This is a genomic window from Sulfitobacter geojensis, assembly GCF_000622325.1.
In the GTDB taxonomy this organism is placed as follows: Bacteria; Pseudomonadota; Alphaproteobacteria; order Rhodobacterales; family Rhodobacteraceae; genus Sulfitobacter; species Sulfitobacter geojensis.
This window is the reverse complement of the sequence record NZ_JASE01000005.1, coordinates 1,760,279-1,778,539: the sequence shown is the minus strand read 5'-3', so window position 1 is coordinate 1,778,539 and position 18,261 is coordinate 1,760,279. Positions and strand designations below refer to the sequence as shown.

The 18,261-nt window shown below is 59.2% G+C and carries 16 protein-coding genes and 1 tRNA gene; 9 read left to right on the top strand and 8 right to left on the bottom strand.

Annotation, left to right across the window (positions count from 1 at the left end):
- Positions 1-45: 45 nt before the first annotated feature.
- Positions 46-129: transfer RNA gene (locus tag Z947_RS22075), tRNA-Tyr, on the top strand.
- Between the two features lie 183 nt (positions 130-312).
- On the opposite strand, the gene Z947_RS22340 is transcribed toward Z947_RS22075, so the two are convergent.
- Complete coding sequence (locus tag Z947_RS22340) at positions 313-960, bottom strand: hypothetical protein (RefSeq protein WP_025044292.1); 648 nt, start codon at positions 958-960, stop codon at positions 313-315.
- 90 nt (positions 961-1,050) lie between these two features.
- Here Z947_RS22340 and Z947_RS0110635 point away from each other — a divergent pair, with 90 nt between their 5' ends.
- From Z947_RS0110635 to Z947_RS0110625, 3 genes are all read left to right on the top strand, one after another.
- Positions 1,051-2,067, top strand: a complete 1,017-nt coding sequence (locus Z947_RS0110635) for a hypothetical protein (protein WP_025044291.1) — start codon at positions 1,051-1,053, stop codon at positions 2,065-2,067.
- Positions 2,068-2,201: 134 nt separating this feature from the next.
- Entirely contained in the window at positions 2,202-3,491 is a 1,290-nt protein-coding gene (locus Z947_RS0110630) for an O-acetylhomoserine aminocarboxypropyltransferase/cysteine synthase family protein (RefSeq protein ID WP_025044290.1), read from the top strand.
- A 157-nt stretch (positions 3,492-3,648) separates the two neighbouring features.
- Complete coding sequence (locus tag Z947_RS0110625) at positions 3,649-6,201, top strand: hypothetical protein (protein ID WP_025044289.1); 2,553 nt, start codon at positions 3,649-3,651, stop codon at positions 6,199-6,201.
- A 36-nt stretch (positions 6,202-6,237) separates the two neighbouring features.
- Here the strand turns inward: Z947_RS0110625 and hppD are convergent, their stop codons facing one another.
- Positions 6,238-7,335, bottom strand: coding sequence for a 4-hydroxyphenylpyruvate dioxygenase (hppD, locus tag Z947_RS0110620; RefSeq protein WP_025044288.1), 1,098 nt, complete (start codon positions 7,333-7,335; stop codon positions 6,238-6,240).
- 145 nt (positions 7,336-7,480) lie between these two features.
- Here hppD and Z947_RS0110615 point away from each other — a divergent pair, with 145 nt between their 5' ends.
- Entirely contained in the window at positions 7,481-7,936 is a 456-nt protein-coding gene (locus Z947_RS0110615) for an Lrp/AsnC family transcriptional regulator (protein WP_025044287.1), read from the top strand.
- Positions 7,937-8,006: 70 nt separating this feature from the next.
- Positions 8,007-9,926 carry a cation:proton antiporter domain-containing protein gene (locus Z947_RS0110610; protein WP_025044286.1) on the top strand — a complete coding sequence of 640 codons (1,920 nt, stop codon included), beginning with the start codon at positions 8,007-8,009 and terminating at the stop codon, positions 9,924-9,926.
- Between the two features lie 54 nt (positions 9,927-9,980).
- On the opposite strand, the gene cobT is transcribed toward Z947_RS0110610, so the two are convergent.
- A complete protein-coding gene (gene cobT, locus Z947_RS0110605; RefSeq protein WP_025044285.1) occupies positions 9,981-10,994 on the bottom strand; it encodes a nicotinate-nucleotide--dimethylbenzimidazole phosphoribosyltransferase in 1,014 nt (337 codons plus the stop codon).
- An 80-nt stretch (positions 10,995-11,074) separates the two neighbouring features.
- Here cobT and cobS point away from each other — a divergent pair, with 80 nt between their 5' ends.
- A complete protein-coding gene (gene cobS, locus Z947_RS0110600) occupies positions 11,075-11,845 on the top strand; it encodes an adenosylcobinamide-GDP ribazoletransferase (RefSeq protein WP_025044284.1) in 771 nt (256 codons plus the stop codon).
- 51 nt (positions 11,846-11,896) lie between these two features.
- Here cobS and Z947_RS0110595 read toward each other — a convergent pair whose 3' ends face one another.
- The 5 genes from Z947_RS0110595 to Z947_RS0110575 form a co-directional block, all read right to left on the bottom strand.
- Entirely contained in the window at positions 11,897-12,409 is a 513-nt protein-coding gene (locus Z947_RS0110595; protein WP_025044283.1) for a CarD family transcriptional regulator, read from the bottom strand.
- 295 nt (positions 12,410-12,704) lie between these two features.
- Positions 12,705-13,043: a ferredoxin FdxA gene (gene fdxA, locus Z947_RS0110590; protein WP_025044282.1), complete on the bottom strand. Its 339-nt coding sequence runs from the start codon at positions 13,041-13,043 to the stop codon at positions 12,705-12,707.
- Between the two features lie 52 nt (positions 13,044-13,095).
- A complete protein-coding gene (locus tag Z947_RS0110585; RefSeq protein ID WP_025044281.1) occupies positions 13,096-13,482 on the bottom strand; it encodes an RNA-binding S4 domain-containing protein in 387 nt (128 codons plus the stop codon).
- Positions 13,483-16,341 carry a helicase-related protein gene (locus Z947_RS0110580; RefSeq protein WP_052880611.1) on the bottom strand — a complete coding sequence of 953 codons (2,859 nt, stop codon included), beginning with the start codon at positions 16,339-16,341 and terminating at the stop codon, positions 13,483-13,485.
- Positions 16,342-16,373: 32 nt separating this feature from the next.
- Positions 16,374-16,931: a tetratricopeptide repeat protein gene (locus Z947_RS0110575; RefSeq protein ID WP_025044279.1), complete on the bottom strand. Its 558-nt coding sequence runs from the start codon at positions 16,929-16,931 to the stop codon at positions 16,374-16,376.
- 75 nt (positions 16,932-17,006) lie between these two features.
- On the opposite strand from Z947_RS0110575, the gene Z947_RS0110570 reads away from it, so the two are divergent.
- Together Z947_RS0110570 and Z947_RS0110565 are read left to right on the top strand one after the other, a co-directional pair.
- On the top strand, positions 17,007-17,297 hold the full coding sequence (locus Z947_RS0110570) for an SCP2 sterol-binding domain-containing protein (RefSeq protein ID WP_025044278.1): 291 nt from the start codon (positions 17,007-17,009) through the stop codon (positions 17,295-17,297).
- A complete protein-coding gene (locus Z947_RS0110565; RefSeq protein WP_025044277.1) occupies positions 17,297-18,244 on the top strand; it encodes an alpha/beta fold hydrolase in 948 nt (315 codons plus the stop codon). Before Z947_RS0110570 ends, Z947_RS0110565 begins: the two co-directional genes overlap by 1 nt.
- Positions 18,245-18,261 lie beyond the last annotated feature (17 nt).

Here is an 18,261-nt window from a genome sequence, read left to right as displayed (position 1 = left end):
CTTGTAATCACGCCCTCACGTTCAGCGCAATGCGAAGGACGTAGTGGGCGACAGGCCGCAAGGTGTGGCAGGGGACTGTAACTCCCTCGCGGAGACGCACGCCTGGTTCGATTCCAGGGTCGCCCACCACTAAACAATTTCGCCGCAAGCAATTGTTTAGGGGTGGATAGTTATTCTGCGCAGCAAAATGACAATCCCTCACTCTCCACTGATCAAGCACCAAGAACAGCGCGATTGATTCCCCAGACCCATCCTGTTTGCCAAATCCCTAGAAGGGAAAACCTGCTGCGCTCAAACCACTTTACCTAAGGTTCACGGAATAAGCACATCGCCCCGCGCAAAGCTGGCAACGTCCAAGCTTAGGTCGTCATAAACGATCTGGAGGGTGATGCTTTGCACGGAACCAAGGCGCAAAGTCAGGTAAGGCGCGCCATCCTCCGGTAGAACCGCGTTGGGCGTCGCAAACTGATCGTGACATGGCGGCAGCGGCCAGTTCTGCATGGTCTCCCCGTTCACCGAGATCGCCATCGCCTTAAGCCCGCAGCGCCATGACCACAAGTGCGTTACGTAAAGCAAATCTTGTCCGTCAAATTCCCGCACAGCGACCCAATTCCCTTTGGTGGCATTGAGAATCGGTTTTACTTCGGCTGCGGTGGTGAATTTGCCGCTTGGTGTCTGCGGTTCTGCAACCAAACCCGCGGGCACCACGGCCATGTTGAACCCTTGCGCCGTGCCGGACGACGGTGCCACAGCCGGCGGCGCAGGTGTCGGGGTTGCCGCGGTCGGTGGGGCGGGAGGCGTTGCAGGGGCCGGCACACCCTGAACAACCGTGCCCTGCCCGATCACCACGCTGTTGGCCTGCGCCTGAAGCGTGGCCGTTGCCATGGCTTGTGATGACGCCTGTGGTGCCGGTGCACCGTTCATCGTCGCCGCTAACATCGCAAAGAATATCTCTAACATGGCCCGTCTCCCTTTCCGCTGCGTAATTGCTGCCTTTTGTGCAAACACATTCGCGCCTATAGTTCACAAAAAACAAGGCGCAGCAGAACTATGGCACGTGAACAGGCAAGCCCGCAAACATCCGGTCAAACCTTCAATGTGGTGATTGTCGGCCAACACGGGCGGCTGGCCTATGAGGCGTTGATCTTTGCTGCCTCGCTGCGCCATTCCTGCCCCGATTTCAAAGGCCGTTTGATTGTTGCAGAACCGCAGGCCGGCGTGTTGTGGAAAAACGATCCCTCGATCAAGAACGCAGAGGTCCGCGCAGCACTTGAAGCTTTAGGTGCCGAGATCGTTCCCTTCGAGAACAAACACTTCGGCGAAGCTTACCCCTATGGCAACAAGATCGAAATGCTCAAGGTCCTGCCCAAAGGCGAGCCGTTTGTGTTTTTCGACACCGATACGCTGATCACCGGCGATCTGATGTCGGTGCCGTTTGATTTCGACCTCCCCAGCGCGTCGATGCGGCGCGAAGGCACTTGGCCGATCCCGCAAATCTACGGGCCGGGCTACACCGGCTTGTGGAAATCGCTTTACGATAAATTCGGGCTGGATTTCGACAGCAGTCTCGATCTGAGCCAGCCGGATGAATACTGGCGGCGGTATCTCTATTTCAACGCGGGTTTTTTTTACTACCGCTGTCCGCGCGAATTCGGAGCGAAGTTCCTGCATTATGCCTTGGCCATCCGCGATACGCCCCCGGTCGAACTATGTGCCCAGACGTTTGATCCGTGGCTTGATCAGGTCGCCCTGCCCTTGGTGATCCACGCCCTTGGCGGCGGGCGCGACACCCTGCCCGAGGGGTATCTCGACGGTGAGGTCAGCTGTCACTACCGCTTTCTGCCGTTGCTTTATGCCCGTGAAACCGACCGCACGATCGAGGTCCTGGAAACCGTCACCGCCCCGAACAAGCTCAAGAAAGTGCTAAAAGGATCGAACGCGATCAAGCGCACGATCTATCAGGGTCGCGGTCATAAGGTGCGGGCCTTGTTTGATCAGGACAACATGCCAAGACGCGAACAGATGATCCGCAACCGGATCAAAAAGAACGGTTTCTGGATCAGGTGAGCGCCGCGCCCGGGCCAAACATCCGTTTCGCCAGGCAGCGGTCCAGAAGAACCCTTGTTCCTAGAACGGGCCGCTCTCTTGTGTGGGCAATGCCCATCCGCTAACCATTTGCTAAACCCCACAAGGAGATCCCCATGTCCGACCCAACATACGGCTTTGACACGCTGCAAATTCACGCGGGCGCACGCCCTGATCCGGCAACCGGTGCCCGCCAGACGCCGATCTATCAGACAACCGCGTATGTGTTTCGCGATGCGGATCACGCTGCAGCATTGTTTAACCTGCAAGAAGTCGGATACATCTATTCCCGCCTGACCAACCCCACCGTCGCGGTTTTGCAAGAACGCATCGCCACGCTTGAAGGCGGTGTTGGCGCGGTTTGCTGTTCCTCGGGTCACGCTGCACAGATCATGGCGCTGTTCCCGCTGATGGGTCCGGGCAAGAATATCATCGCCTCCACCCGCCTGTACGGCGGCACGGTCACACAGTTCAGCCACACGATCAAACGCTTCGGTTGGGAATGCAAATTTGTCGATTTCGACGATCTGGAGGCGGTAAAAGCGGCGGTTGACGACAACACGCGCGCGATTTTCGGCGAAGCCATCGCAAACCCCGGCGGCTATATCATGGATGTCCGTGCGATTGCCGACATCGCGGATGCGGCGGAAATCCCGTTGATCATCGACAACACCACAGCCACGCCCTACCTGTGCCGCCCGATTGAGCATGGCGCGACGCTGGTGGTGCACTCCACTACGAAATACCTCACCGGCAATGGTACGGTCACCGGCGGCTGTGTCGTCGATTCGGGTAAATTCGACTGGTCCGCCAATGACAAATTCCCGTCCCTCAGTGCGCCAGAACCGGCGTATCACGGGCTTAAGTTTCACGAGACTTTCGGCAACCTCGCCTTCACCTTCCACGGCATTGCCATCGGTCTGCGCGATCTGGGCATGACGATGAACCCGCAGGCCGCCCATTACACGCTAATGGGCACAGAAACCCTGTCCCTGCGCATGGAACGCCATGTAGAGAACGCGCAAAAAGTCGCAAACTGGCTGGAAAAAGACGACCGCATCGAAAAGGTCACATATGCCGGTCTGGAATCCTCGCCCTATTTCGAGCGCGCCAAAATCGTTTGCCCCAAAGGGGCCGGTGCCCTGTTCACGATTTCGGTCAAGGGCGGATATGACGCCTGTATCAAGCTGGTGAATGCGCTGGAAATTTTCAGCCATGTGGCAAACCTTGGGGACACACGCAGCCTGGTGATCCATTCGGCATCCACCACGCACCGCCAATTGTCTCCCGAGCAGCAAGAAGCCGCCGGTGCTGGCCAAAGCGTAGTGCGCATTTCGATTGGGACAGAAGACGCCAACGACCTGATTGCAGACCTTGATCAGGCACTTAGCAAAGCGTCAAGCTAGGTAAGGTGCACCCTTTCTAGGGTGCCCGTCAGACCCCGAAGGCCCGCGGTGGGCACAGACCTGCCGCTGGCCTTTTCATACGCTTCCTTACGCGCTATCCTTTTCCTAAGTTGCGGTTAACTTGATGCCGGTATCCCTTGTGTAAAAGTCAGTAGTGATGAAGCCCAATTTTGCCCTATCCCTTTCAGTCGACGGCATTCGCCTGCTGCACCGTGCAGCCGGAGGGTGGCGCAGCGTCGGGGATGTGGCGCTTGATGCCGACGATATGGCGGGCGAACTGGCCGTACTGCGCAAGACGGCCAGCGACCTTGAACCCGGTGCCCTGCACAGCAAGCTCTTGCTGCCCAACGAACAAATCAAATATCTGACCATTGATACGCCCGGTTTCGACATGGCCGCGCGCCGTGCGGCCGCTGTGTTGGCGCTGGACGGGGCCACCCCCTATGCGGTGGATGATCTGGTCTTTGATTGCAGCGTTGCGGGCGATCAAACCCATATCGCCGCCGTGGCCAAGGAAACGCTGGAAGAAGCTGAAAGCTTCGCCCGCGATCACCGTTTCAACCCCGTTAGTTTTGCGGCCATCCCGGATGATCAATCGTATGTGGGGGAGCCCTTTTTCGGCCAGACCTCGGACGCTGCCACGCTTTTGGACGCGGGCGAGGTCGTCAAGCCGGACACGACAGCCGTCAAGATCGTCGGTTCCGCCACTGTGCCCGCCGGTCCTGTGGCAAGTGCACAGAAGCCCGATGAAACTGTAGCGCAACCGGACCAGCCCGAACCGCCGCAGCCTGAAACACAAAAGCCCGCCGCTGACACCGCCGCGCCTACGGTCCCGCCCGCGCCTGCTGCTGAAACGGACGAACAGCCTGCGCCGAAAAACGAACCGGTCAAAGCACCGCAACCTGTTGCAGAACCCGCGACACCAGTGGATGCCACGCCCGCCCCTGCCAAGACACCAACACAACCCGTACTGACAGTTGAAAACGTGGCGGACGCCGCGCCCGTTGCGCAAGCACCAGCCGCGCCCGCGCCGTCAGTTGCTGTGCTAACCGCGCCGGACGTGCCGCCTGCGTCCCCCTCCATCGGATTCGCGAGCCGGCGTGCGCCCGAAGCTGCATCCGCGACACCCAAACTCGACGGCGTTCACCGTGACAGTGTTTCTGTGCCCGAAGGGGGGGTGACCGCCGGCCATATCGACATCGAACCCGAGCGCGTCGCGCCCGCAGGTATCATCGCCGCCGACGCCATTGCGCCCCCCGTGGCCGAAGCAAAAACCGGTTTCCTCAGCCGCCGGTCGCCCAAGACATCCCCCCGCAAACCCGAACCGGCCCCAACGGCGACGTCGCCTACTTCCGATACACCGGAAGCAGAGCGGATGACCGTTTTCGGCGCGCGCAAATCGCAAGTGCGCGGCAAACCACGTTTTCTGGGCCTGATCCTGACCGCAGCCTTGCTGGTATTTCTGGCGGGTGTTGCGGCGTGGGCGTCGGTTTTTCTGGATAATGGCATTGGCCTGTCGCGACTGTTTGGTGAACGTGCCAAACCGGAAGTTGCCGAAGCGGCCCCCGCAGTTGACGCCCCCGTCGCCGAGACCAACACCGGCGTCCAGCTGGCAGCACTCGAAACCGGCCTTAGCGAAGAAGACGCTGCCGTATTGGATGCGCTGCGCGAAGAGGTGCAACCCGTCGCCGAAGCCCCCCCGAGCGAGGCCGAGATTGCGGCCAATTACGCCACTTCGGGCATCTGGCCCCTTGCGCCGCAGGTGCCACCGGAACCCGCGGGATTGATCAACATTGATGATTTGTACCTCACCAGTATTGATCCGGTCAGCACCACAACGGATGCTGTTGCACTGCCCGACGTCGCCAGTTTTGGCACCGACGCTGTGCTGGCCGCGCTGTCCTCGCCTGCTGCTGCGGGCACGGCGTTTGCGCTTGATGACACGGGGTTGGTGATTGCCACCGCTGCTGGCGCGCTCAGCCCTGATGGGTATACCGTTTATCTGGGCAAGCCGCCTTTGGTGCCGCCCGTAACGCCAACGCGATTCCAATCCACCCCCGAAGATACCGCTGTGCGGAATGTTCTGGCCGCCGCGCGCCCCAAACCGCGCCCTGCTGATCTGGTTGAAAACACCGAACGTGCGCAGCTTGACGGTTTGACGCGCAGCGAACTGGCCGGTTACCGCCCTGCCCTGCGCCCCGCTTCGCTGCAACAACAAGCCGCCGCTGCGGCCGCGCCTGAAGACAAGCCAATGGTCACAGATGGCGCGGTGGCGCTGGCCCTTGCCGCGCCCAACCCCATCGAAAACGCCACACGGCTGGCCGTGCGCGCCTCCGTGCGGCCGGACGTGCGTCCACGCAATTTTTCGCGGATCGTGAAACGCGCCCAAAGGGCCAAACCACAAGAACCTGTGCGGGTTGCCAGTGCTGCAAGCATCGCGCCGCGCAGTGTTGTCCCCAAGGTCCCGTCAAGCGCCTCTGTCGCAAAACAGGCCACGGTCAAAAACGCGTTGAACCTGCGTAAAGTGAACCTGATCGGTGTATACGGCAAACCTTCCAGCCGCCGTGCATTGGTGCGGCTGGGCAACGGGCGCTACAAAAAAGTTGTGGTGGGGGACAGGATCGACGGCGGGCGGGTGTCCGCGATTGGCGAAAGCGAATTGCGCTACAAGAAAAGCGGCCGCAATCTGGTCCTGAAGATGCCGAGATAGGGCAGCAGCACGCCGCCCTATCCGTAGCTTTACCTGTCAGGAAGCGTCTTCCAACTCGCCGTTATCAATCTGCTCCTGCTCGATGCTTTCGAACAGCGCCTTGAAATTCCCCTCGCCAAAGCCGTCGTCGCCCTTGCGTTCGATGAATTCAAAGAAGATCGGCCCAATCACCGTTTTCGAGAATATTTGCAGCAGGATACGCGTTTCGCCGCCATCAATGACCCCTTCACCGTCAATCAGAATGCCGTGCTTTTGCATCCGGTCGAGTGGCTCTTCGTGGTCTTTCACGCGGTCCTTGCTCATCTGGTAATAGGTGGCCGGTGGGCCGGGCATGAATTGCACACCCTTTTGCGAAATCGCATCGGTGGCGTCATAGATGTCGCGCGCGCCCACTGCGATATGCTGGATGCCTTCCCCTTTGTATTTCTTGAGATAGGCGACAATCTGCCCCTTCTCATCGCGGTCTTCGTTGATCGGAATGCGGATGCGCCCGCAGGGCGATGTCAGCGCGCGCGAGGTCAGGCCGGTAAATTTGCCCTCGATATCAAAGAACCGGATTTCGCGGAAGTTGAACAGATCGCCGTAGAACTTGAACCAGACGTCCATGTTTCCTTTGAAAACGTTATGGGTCAGATGGTCGAGGTAGTAGAACCCGACCCCTTCGGGTTTCGATTGTGTAATCCAGTCGTATTCCCAGTTGTAAGGCGACGTGTCGTAATACTGGTCGACGAAATAAATCAGTGACCCGCCGATCCCCATGATCGCGGGCACATCCAGTACCTTACCCTCACCGGTGTATTCCTCGGCCCCTTTGGAAACCGCGTGGGCCAACGCCTTTTGCGCATCAACAACCCGCCACCCCATCGAAGGCGCGCAAGGTCCATGTTCGGCGACAAACTTGGCGGCGAAACTGTCGGCTTCGGCGTTCAGCACATAGGTGATATCGCCCTGCTGCCACAGCTCGATGGCCTTGGTCTTGTGATTGGCGACATGGGCATATCCCATCCGCGTGAACAGATCGCGCAATTCCTGCGGTTCGGCGCTTGCAAATTCAACAAATTCAAAGCCATCCGTTCCGGCAGGATTTTCCGCCGAGATGATGGATTTCGGGGCGTCATGCGGGAAAGGACCCATGTAAAGTCTCCTTGGATGGGGGAATGGCGTTACCGACTATTGTATAAGCAACGTTCCGCCAAGTTTCCGCATTATGTCGCTTTTGACTGGCCATTTACGGGCACATCACGCAGGAAGATCGAAAATCATGCGAGAAACCCGCACCATGCTGGACGACATCGACACCCGCCTTTTGGCCGCCTTGCAAAAGGATGCGCATCTGACCGCGCAAGAGCTGAGCGAGCGGCTTAATCTTTCGGCCTCGCAGGCCGGGCGGCGGCGTCAACGGCTGGAGGCCGAAGGCTATATCCAAAGCTATACCGCGCGGCTTGACCCCTTACGGCTGGGCCTGAATGTGCAAGGTTTTGTACAGGTCCACCTTAGTACCCACGGGCCGGAACATTCCCGCAGTTTTGGCCAGCTGATGGCAGCACGTGCCGAAATTGTGAGCGTCTGGACCATGACGGGGGATGCGGATTATCTGCTGCGCGTCTATTGTGCGGATCTGCCGAGCCTGAACCGGCTTATTCACGAGGTGCTGCTGCCCCATCCTGCCGTGGCGCGCGTGCATAGCCAGATTGTGATGGATCAGCTGAAACCCGACGGGCCTTTGCCGACCTAAAACCGCCCCCGCAACGGCGATATTATGCTATCTGTTCGATCAGAACACTCTATTCCTTGAAAGGACCGACATGGAAGGTTTCCTGTTCCAAGCGACCATCTACCTTGCTGCTGCTGTCATCGCCGTACCGATTGCCGCGCGGCTTGGGCTGGGATCCGTGCTTGGATATCTCGCTGCCGGCATCCTGATTGGTCCTGTGTTGGGGCTGGTCGGCTCCGAAACCAAGGATTTGCAGCACTTCGCTGAATTCGGCGTGGTGATGATGCTGTTCCTGATCGGACTGGAACTGGAACCGCGGGCACTATGGGACATGCGTCACCGGCTGCTGGGGCTTGGCGGGTTGCAAGTGGTGCTGTCGACCGCCGCGTTGATGGGCATCGCCATGGCCTATGACCAACCGTGGAATGTCGCGCTGGCGATCGGTTTGACGCTGGCCTTGTCGTCCACAGCTATTGTGCTGCAAACCCTGTCGGAAAAGAACCTGATGCAAACCGGTGGCGGGCGTTCGGTGTTTTCCGTGCTGCTGACGCAGGACATTGCGGTGATCCCGATCCTTGCCTTTCTGCCGCTGCTGGCGATTTCGACCGTGGCGGGCGTCATGCCGGACGGGTCCATTTCCATCAACGTCGAAAAGGTAGACGAAGCGCACGAAGCCGCCGAAGCCAGCCACCTTGGCCCTGCTGCCGCCGAGGCGGCATTTTCCTTTGTGCACAGCCTGCCCGGCTGGGGCGTCACCCTTGTGACCCTCGGGGCTGTTGCCTCTATCATTATTGTGGGCGTGTTTTTCACGCGTCCGGTGTTCCGCTATATCCATTCTGCCAACCTGCGCGAAATGTATACGGCCATCGCCCTGCTGATCATCACGGGGATCTCGTTTCTGATGATGCTGGTCGGGCTCTCCCCCGCTTTGGGCGCGTTTCTGGCCGGTGTGGTTCTGGCCAGTTCCGAATTCCGCCACGAGTTGGAAACCGACCTCGAACCTTTCAAAGGTTTGTTGCTGGGGCTGTTTTTCATCACTGTCGGCGCGGGCATCAACTTTGAGCTGTTGTTCGCGGATACAGTGATCATCGTCGGCATGGCGCTTTTGGTGATCATCGTCAAAGGTGTGATCCTTTATGGTCTGGGCCGGTTGTTCAAACTGCGCGGTCGCGACAAATGGCTGTTTGCGTTGGGGCTGGCGCAGGCTGGTGAATTCGGTTTCGTACTGGTCAGCTTTTCGGTTACCACCGGGGCCATGCCCAATGTCGTTGCCGAAACGCTGCTGCTGGTGATTGCCCTGTCGATGCTGATCACGCCCCTGCTGTTCATCGTCTACGACGTGATTCACAAACGGATGGAAGAGACCGGCGGCACAGTCGAACCCGATGACATCGAAGACGACGGCCCCGTTATCATCGCCGGCATCGGGCGCTTTGGCCAAATTGTGAACCGGTTGGTTCAGGCCAGCGGTTTTCAGACTGTGGTGCTGGATCACAACCCCGAAACCATTGCTGTGATGCGCCGCTTCGGCTTCAAGGCTTATCTGGGCGATCCGACCCGCCCCGACATTCTGCGCAAGGCAGGTCTTAAGGACGCGCGGGTTTTGATGGTCGCGCTGGATGACCCCAAGGCCGCGCTGGCGTTGATCGCCTATGCGCGCAAGGAACGTCCCGATCTGCACATCATCGCCCGCGCACGCGACCGCACCGAGGTGTATCGCCAGTATCAGGCAGGTGCCAATGACATCGTGCGCGAGATGTTCGACGGCTCCCTGCGTGCAGGTCGGTATGTGTTGGAAAACATGGGCCTGTCAGAATTTGAAGCCCATGAAGCAGAGCGGATGTTCTATGACCATGACCGGATGTCGGTGCGGGAACTGGCGTCATTGTGGCGTGCGGATGTCGAACCCTCGGCCAACAAGGAATATGTGGCCCGTGCCAAAGAACTGCAAAAAGATCTGGAAACCGCGTTTCTGAATCGCAGCGACGAAACCGAAAAGAAAAGCGCCTGAGCCTCGCGTCGGGTAAACGGGCTGAAACGCCCGCTTTACCCGACAGTTGCCGCTTTAGCTGTCGCTGACACCCGCTTGCGCAAAGGTTGCCATGCTCGCGTGGCAGGCCATCGCGCCCTTCAACACACCAATCGCCAATGCGGCACCTGATGCTTCGCCCAAGCGCAGGCCAAGATGCAGCAGCGGTGCTTTGCCCAACGCCTCCAGCAGACGGGCATGCCCGCCCTCGGCACTTTGGTGCCCTGCAACGGCATGATCCAGCGCGCCCTCCTGGGTTTTCGCCAGACAAAGCGCCGCCGCGCAGCAGATGAACCCGTCAAGAATGACCGGAATGCGCAGGCAGCGCGCCCGCACCATCGCGCCCGCCATCGCGGCCAGCTCACGCCCACCCAAGCGGCGCAGGGTTTCAAGCCCGTCCCCCTGCCCGCCGTGCAGCGCCACGCCCTCGGCCACGACCTGCGTTTTCACGCTTAGCCCCGCATCATCCACACCGGTCCCGCGCCCTGTCCAATCGGACGCCGCGCCCCCCAGCAGCGCACAGGCCAGCGCCGCGGCAGACGTGGTGTTGGCGATGCCCATCTCTCCAACCACCAGCAGATCGGCAGTCGCATCCACCGCCTGCCACCCCGCCTGCAAGGCCGCGACAAATTCGTCTTCGGACATTGCGGGGCCTTGGGTGAAATCTTGGGTCGGCTGGTCGAGATCAAGGGCGACAACGTCCAATGTGGCCCCGTTAACCCGCGCAATCTGGTTGATCGCCGCCCCGCCATGTTGAAAATTCATCACCATTTGCGCCGTCACTTCGGCGGGAAACGCCGACACGCCCCGTGCGGCGACACCGTGGTTTCCTGCGAAAACAATGGCTTGCGGTGCGGAAATCTCGGCGTTGTCGCCTCCGCGCCAGCTGCGATACCACAGCGCCAGATCTTCGAGCTGCCCCAAAGCGCCGGGCGGTTTGGTCAATTGCATATTGTGTTCACTGGCGGCAGCAAACATATCGGCATCAGCAAGGGCCGCCCCCGCAAGGAGCGCGCGGAAATCGGACAGGGTTGCAAATTCATTGGTCATGGGCATGCTCTGGCTTTCAGTTGCGTTCCCCCTGTCTATCCACCGCGCCGCGTCACTGAAAGAGGCCGAGAGGCAGAAAAATGACTGGAAACGACATCGCCGACTTTCGCCCCCGCCTTGCCGATCTCACCACCGCTCTGGGGTTGTTGACGCGGCTGCCCCTGCCTCTGTCCGCTTTCACCAAGGATCAGACGCGCGCACCCGCGCACGCCGCATGGGCTTATCCGCTGGTCGGTTTGGTCATTGCCAGCCTTTCCGCCCTTGCTGGCTGGCTTGCTCTGTCATTCGGCCTGCCGTCCACCGCAGCCGCACTTTTTGTGCTGCTGGCCAGCATTGCGAGCACCGGCGCCATGCACGAAGACGGGTTGGCCGATTGCGCCGACGGTTTCTGGGGCGGCTGGACGCGGGATCGCCGGCTTGAAATCATGAAAGACAGCCAGATCGGCACTTATGGCGTGGTCGCCTTGGTACTTTCACTTGGACTGCGGTTTGTTGCGCTTGCTGCGCTCATTGCCTCGGGCGGCTACCTGATGGCGCTGGTTTGTGCCGCTGTGGTGTCCCGCGCGGCGATGGTGGCGGTCATGTACGCCCTGCCCACAGCCCGCCCTGCCGGCCTGTCCGGTGCCACAGGCCGCCCGCCCAAACACGCGATGGCGTTGGCGATGCTTTTCGGGGTTGTCCTCGTCGGATGGGTGTTGCCGATGGCGCTGATCGCTGTGCTTGCCGTCACCTTTTGTGTCGCACTTGTTGCCCGGGCAAAGATTGGCGGACAAACCGGTGACGTTCTGGGCGCAACCCAACAGATCACAGAAATTACAGTACTGCTGACCGCGCTGGCAGCCTTGCAATAGAAAACGCCGCCCCGGCGAGGGAGCGGCGTTTCTGATCGTCTCGGCAACTATTTAGGCTGCGATGCGGCTTTCAAGAACGTCACCGATCTGCTTGGCGGCCGCGACTTCGTCACCGCCACCAACGGCACCGACTTCGCGGGTCAAACGTTCAAGCGCCGCTTCATAAAGCTGACGCTCGGAATAGCTTTGCTCGCGCTGATCGTCGGTACGGTGCAGGTCGCGCACGACTTCTGCGATCGCGATCAGATCACCCGAGTTGATTTTCTGTTCATATTCCTGCGCACGGCGCGACCACATGGCGCGTTTCACTTTGGCCTTGCCCTTAAGCGTCTTCATCGCATGGGCAATGACGTCGGGCGAAGACAGCGCGCGCATACCGATTTCTGTCGCCTTATGCGTGGGAACACGCAGGGTCATTTTGTCTTTTTCAAACGCAATCACGAACAGCTCCAGCGTGATGCCGGCGACTTCCTGCTCCTCAACGGATACGACCTGCCCGACGCCATGCGCAGGGTAGACGACAAACTCATTAGGGCGGAAATCAAGCTTTTTCGATTTAGACATGTAGTGGCTCCTGTGGCGCGGGCGGACCCGCAGAAAATGGTTAGGCTGTGGCAGACACGAAATAACGCATCCAACCGCGGCCAATTGGCCCGCGATGGGGTGCGTTAAAGTCGGAATTGTTGGTCAGCGGTGGCAGCAGTTTTGCAAAATAAAATGGCGCATTGATGACCGTTCGTCTGTTTGAGCTTTAAGCAACCATACCATAAAATGGGCGGTTCCGAAAGTTCGCCCGATCAGGCGCAATTTCCCTTTAAAACATGGCCGCGCAGGCAAACCCTTGCCGCGCGCGTGCGAATCAGCCGCCCTCGCCCGGTGCCTCGGAAAAGTACTTTTCCAGCTTGCCGGTCTCGCCGTCCCGCTCTTCCGCTTCGGGCAGTTGATCTTTCTTCGTGATGATCACCGGCCACAGCTCGGAGTACTTGCGGTTGAACTCCACCCATTTCTCCGCGTCCGGCTCCGTGTCGGGACGGATCGCATCGGCAGGGCATTCCGGTTCACAAACACCGCAGTCAATGCATTCATCAGGGTGAATCACCAGCATGTTTTCGCCTTCGTAAAAGCAGTCCACCGGACAGACTTCGACACAGTCGGTGTATTTGCAGGCGATGCAGGCGTCGTTCACGATGTAGGTCATGGGAGGATCTCTGTCAGGAATGCTTTGGCGTCAAGTAAATCAGGGCGCGCCATCATTCAAGGTAGCGGGCCTTAGAAAGATCAAGGGTGCGGCGATCCTTCTTACTCGGGCGCCCTTTCCCGTCAAAGCCTGGATTCTCGGGTGGTTTGTTCTGCGCCTTGGGCTCCGGTGGGGACAGATCGGTGTAAAGCGCCTGCGCCTCGGGGGCCGGACCGCGCCGAATGCCAAGGGCATCAATCTGGATCACGCGAATATGATCCCCCTGCGCAAAGGTCAGCACATCTGCCGTAGTGACAGTGCTAGCCGGTTTCTTTGTGACAGTACCGTTGATGCGGACGACACCGGACTTGACCTGCGTTGCGGCCAAGGTCCGTGTCTTGAAAAACCGCGCGTGCCACAGCCATTTATCCACGCGCAGTTTTTCAACCGTTTCCGACACTTATTTACCGTCCTTCAACCCCATCAAAGCAGCGGCGAAGGGGTTATCGGGGTCGATCGCCTTTTCCTTCTTGGGCGGACGGGCAGAGAAGTTTTGCGCCTTATTGCCCATATCCCCCTTTGCGCCGCCCTTACGGCCCTTGCCTTGGGGCGGTTTGCCTTTGCCGCGCGGCTTGTCGTTGCCACGGCGCGTGTTCTGGTTGTTGCGCCCGGGGCGACCCCAAGTGAAGGTGTAAAACACCTCCATCTCGACCGCTGCGATATCCGCATCCGGTGCCGTACCGGGCAGGATTTCCTCTGCCGGTGTTTCGGGAATTGCGGCCTCGACTTCCGGTGTCTCTACGGGAATTTCCGCGATGGGGGCAACGCCCTCATCAGCAATTTCGGCGCTTTCATCGGGGTTTGGCGATGCGATAATCCCGCCCTCCGGGGCAGCATTGGCATCCATCACAGGTGTGTCCGGTTTGACCTCGCCCGCTTCCGGCATCACCTCGGTCACAGGCTTTGCTTTAACCCGCTCTGCCTTTTCGGCGTTATAGCCCAGACCGCCCATCAGATCGGCAAACTGTTCAAGGGTCATGCCAGTGATCGACAACATATCTGCCTTGGCTTCAAACCCGCTGCGCGAATTTTCGCCGCGTAGCATATCGGCAAGCCTTTCCAGCATATCAATGCGGATCGCGCGCGTGCCCGCGTCACGATATCCTGACATATTGGCCGCACCCTCTGGCGCGCCGGCGTCGACAGGAATGGTCACAAGACCCGGAGGCGGCGCTTCGGGGAATTCTGACAAACCTTTGGAAAGCGACCACAAAACCAGACGCAGACGGGTCGGTGCGGGTTTCAGCAACAGCGGCATAAAGATCGTGAACTGGCCAAAGCGGATGCCATGTTTGCGCAATGCACCGCGGGCGTCCTGATCTAGCGATTTGACGTCTTCGGCCACCTGCGCACGGGGGATAATGCCGAAATTTTCGACCATCTGGAACGCAAATCCGCGGGCCAGCCCGTTCAAAGCCTCGTCCTTGGAAAGCGCCAGAAGCGGTTCGAAAAGTGCCGCGACCTTGCGATCAATAAAGTGCTGCAAACGGCGTTGTACCTTTTGCACAACCTCGGGTCCCGCAACATCATCAACAAAAACTTCGACCTGCGGCTCAAGCGCATCTTGTCCCGCGACCAATTTTCCGACCGCAGAAGAGCCCCACATCAGGCCGCCCTGTTCGGTAAAATCAATTTCAGTGTCGGGTGCATTGTAAAACCGGTCCGCGCGCAGATGGAACTGCGGGGCCAGCGCCTGAAGCGCTGCGGTCTTGATTGTCTTTTCCTCTGCACCGCCTGCCCCTTTGTCGGCGCGGAAACGGAAACCGTCCAGCTTGCCTACAAATTCGCCTTCGACGGTCACTTCACCGGTATCGCTTACTTCGGCCACCATGGCTTCCTTCTGTCCTAGCCGGCGCAAAAGCACGGATGTGCGCCGGTCTACAAATCTTTGTGTCAGACGCTCGTGCAGGGCGTCCGATAGGCGATCTTCTACGACACGAGTAGCCCCGCGCCAATGGCTTTCGTCTCTTGTCCAGCCCTTGCGTTGTGCCACATAGGTCCAGGTACGGATAAAAGCCAGTCGTTTGGACAAAGCATCAATGTCTCCATCCGTCCGGTCGATGCGTTTGACCTGCCTTGCGAGCCAATCTTCGGAAATCTCGCCGCGTTGGTGCAAGTCAATGAAAATGCTTTCTAAAAGGGCGGCGTGTTCGGCTGTACTGATGCCACGGAAATCAGGGATGCGGCAGACATCCCACAACAGTTTTACCGCAGGGCCATTGGTGCAACGGGCATAAATTTCGTCGACCTGACCGAGTGTTTTCAGCGCTTTCAGGTCGTCCGCCTCGCGGGAACGCACCAGTCTTTCCGCCTCGGGCTTTACCTCCAAGGTTGAAATTAGACGGTCAATCGAGCCAAATTGCAAGGCATGGTTGCGCCAGTTCAGTTTGTTTTGCGGCGTGAAATTATGGTCCATGATGGCCTGCGCAACGCCATCATCCAGCGCGGGCGCATCGCCCGTTGTCCCGAAGGTTCCGCTTTTAAAACCTCGCCCTGCCCGTCCGGCAATCTGCGCCAGCTCGTTAGGTGCCAGCGGACGCATCCGCCGTCCGTCAAATTTGCTGAGCGCGGAAAACGCCACGTGATCCACATCAAGGTTAAGCCCCATCCCGATGGCATCTGTCGCCACCAGATAGTCAACTTCGCCGTTTTGATACATCTCCACCTGTGCATTGCGCGTGCGCGGGCTTAGCGCGCCCATCACAACCGCCGCGCCGCCCTTCTGGCGGCGGATCAGCTCGGCAATGGCATATACATTCTCAACCGAAAATCCGACGATGGCACTGCGGGGCTTCATCCGGCTTATCTTTTTCTGACCTACGTAGGTCAATTCGGACATCCGCTCGCGGCTGACAAAATGCACTTCTGGCACCAACGCGGCGATGCTGCCCCGCATGGTGTTTGCGCCCAGAAACAGGGTTTCATGCAGGCCGCGATACCGTAGCAGACGATCGGTGAAAACATGGCCACGCTCGGGGTCGGCACACAGCTGGATTTCGTCGATCGCGACGCAATCCGCCCCCATGCCTTCCGGCATCGCCTCTACCGTACACACCCAATATTGCGTGCGCGGTGGCACGATGCGTTCCTCGCCCGTGACCAGTGCCACAACAGACGGGCCGCGTATCGCAACAATCCGGTCATAGACCTCGCGCGCCAGCAGACGCAACGGCAACCCGATGATGCCGGTGCGATGCCCCAGCATCCGCTCGATGGCATAGGTGGTTTTGCCCGTGTTGGTCGGGCCCAAAACGGCCACAACCTTTCCATTACCTGACACTGCTTATCCGATCAGAGTTCGCGGCCAATGCCGTCACGTTTCAACCGGCTTAATGCCTCGATAGAATTCTTGTGGCTAGGGTATATCGCCAGAACCTGACGATATAACTGCGCCGCTTTGCGCAGATCGCCAAATTCTTGCAACATCACCGCCAGACCGAACATCGCCTCATAATGCACGGGATTCAAAGCCAGCGTAGTTTCCAGATCGTCCAGCGCTGGACCGTAAAGGTTGGCACGAAAATAGGCTTCCGCACGGGCGTGAAACCCTTCTGCAAATTCTGGTGCATGATCGGTCAGCGCGGTCAGATGCTCGATCGCCAAGGAATATTCACCTTCTGACAAGGCTTCCCTGCCGCGCCGCAACAACAAATCCATCGCGGCGGAACCGGATTTCGACCATTCCAGTTCGATTTCCTTGGCTACACGCGGGGCTTCCGTCTCGGTGGCAGATTTCAACCTATCCAAGAGTTCCGGTGCCACAGGCTCCGCAAAACCTGTGCTGTACAGCAACACAAAGGCAGGGAGTGCCGCAAGGTGACGTTTGAGGTTGACGGGTAAGTTGCGCATAACAACAGTGAATGTAACAGGCTGCCGCCACAAATCCAGACGTGACCGGCACCATTTTGCCAAAAAGGGCTAACGATGAGCGATATTGTTAACGAAGCGGTCACAGTACTGAACGGAAAACTGGAAGGTGCCGATTTTGACGGCACTGCAAAGTTCGACATCGAGGGCGAAGGCGCCGTGATGATCGACGGTACCGGCGCGCGTGCGGCGGACGAAGATGCCGATGTGACGCTGAGCGCGGATGCCGACACATTCAAGGAAATCCTCGCCGGTGAAACCAACCCGACGTCGGCCTTTATGACCGGCAAGCTGAAGGTTGACGGCGACATGGGTATGGCCATGAAATTGGCGTCTGTCCTCGGCTGATGGACCTTACGCCGGCGCCCCTGTTCACCGATGTGTATCCCGGCCCCGAGGGCGGGGTTGCGCATTGGGCTGTCACGTCTGACGGCAAACGGATCAGGGTCGCCCACTGGCCGCTTACCGGTGCAAAAGGCACGGTGCTGATGTTTCCGGGGCGTACTGAATACATTGAAAAATATGGCCAAACCGCCCGCGACCTCGCCGCACGCGGATTGGCAAGCATGTGCATCGACTGGCGCGGCCAGGGTCTGGCGGACAGGTTGCTTGATGATCCGCTTGTCGGTCACGTCGACAGCTTTCCCGACTACCAGAAAGACGTCGCGACCCTGATGCGCGCGGCACGGGCCCTTGCGCTACCACGTCCTTATTTCCTGCTGGCCCATTCGATGGGCGGCTGCATAGGCCTGCGCGCCGTTATGGAAGGGATGAGCGTCCAGGCCGCCGCCTTTACCGGTCCGATGTGGGGCATCTACCTGAAACCGCATCTGCGCGGCGCTGCGCAATTCCTTGCAAATGTGATGCCACGTTTTGGCAAGGGACACCTCATGCCGCCGGGAACGACAATGGATCCCTATGTGCTGAGCGCACCGTTTGACGACAACCTGCTGACCACCGATACAGAAATGTACGACATGATGCGCGACCAGCTTGCCGCGCACCCTGAGCTGGCTTTGGGCGGTCCAAGCTACGTGTGGTTGCGCGAGGCGCTAGCCGAAACCCGCCATCTGGCCGAACGCGCCGCCCCGAACCTACCCGCCGTTACATGGCTTGGCACCAATGAGCGCATCGTCGATGTGCCGCCCATTCATCAGCGGATGGAACAATGGGTCGGGGGCCGTCTGGAACTGGTGGAGGGCGGTGAACACGAAATCCTGATGGAATTGCCCGCGATCCGCAATGCGGCGATGGACGGCATCGAAAAGCTGTTTCTCGGCACCGTCACTACCTAAAGCACCCCGTCCCTTTG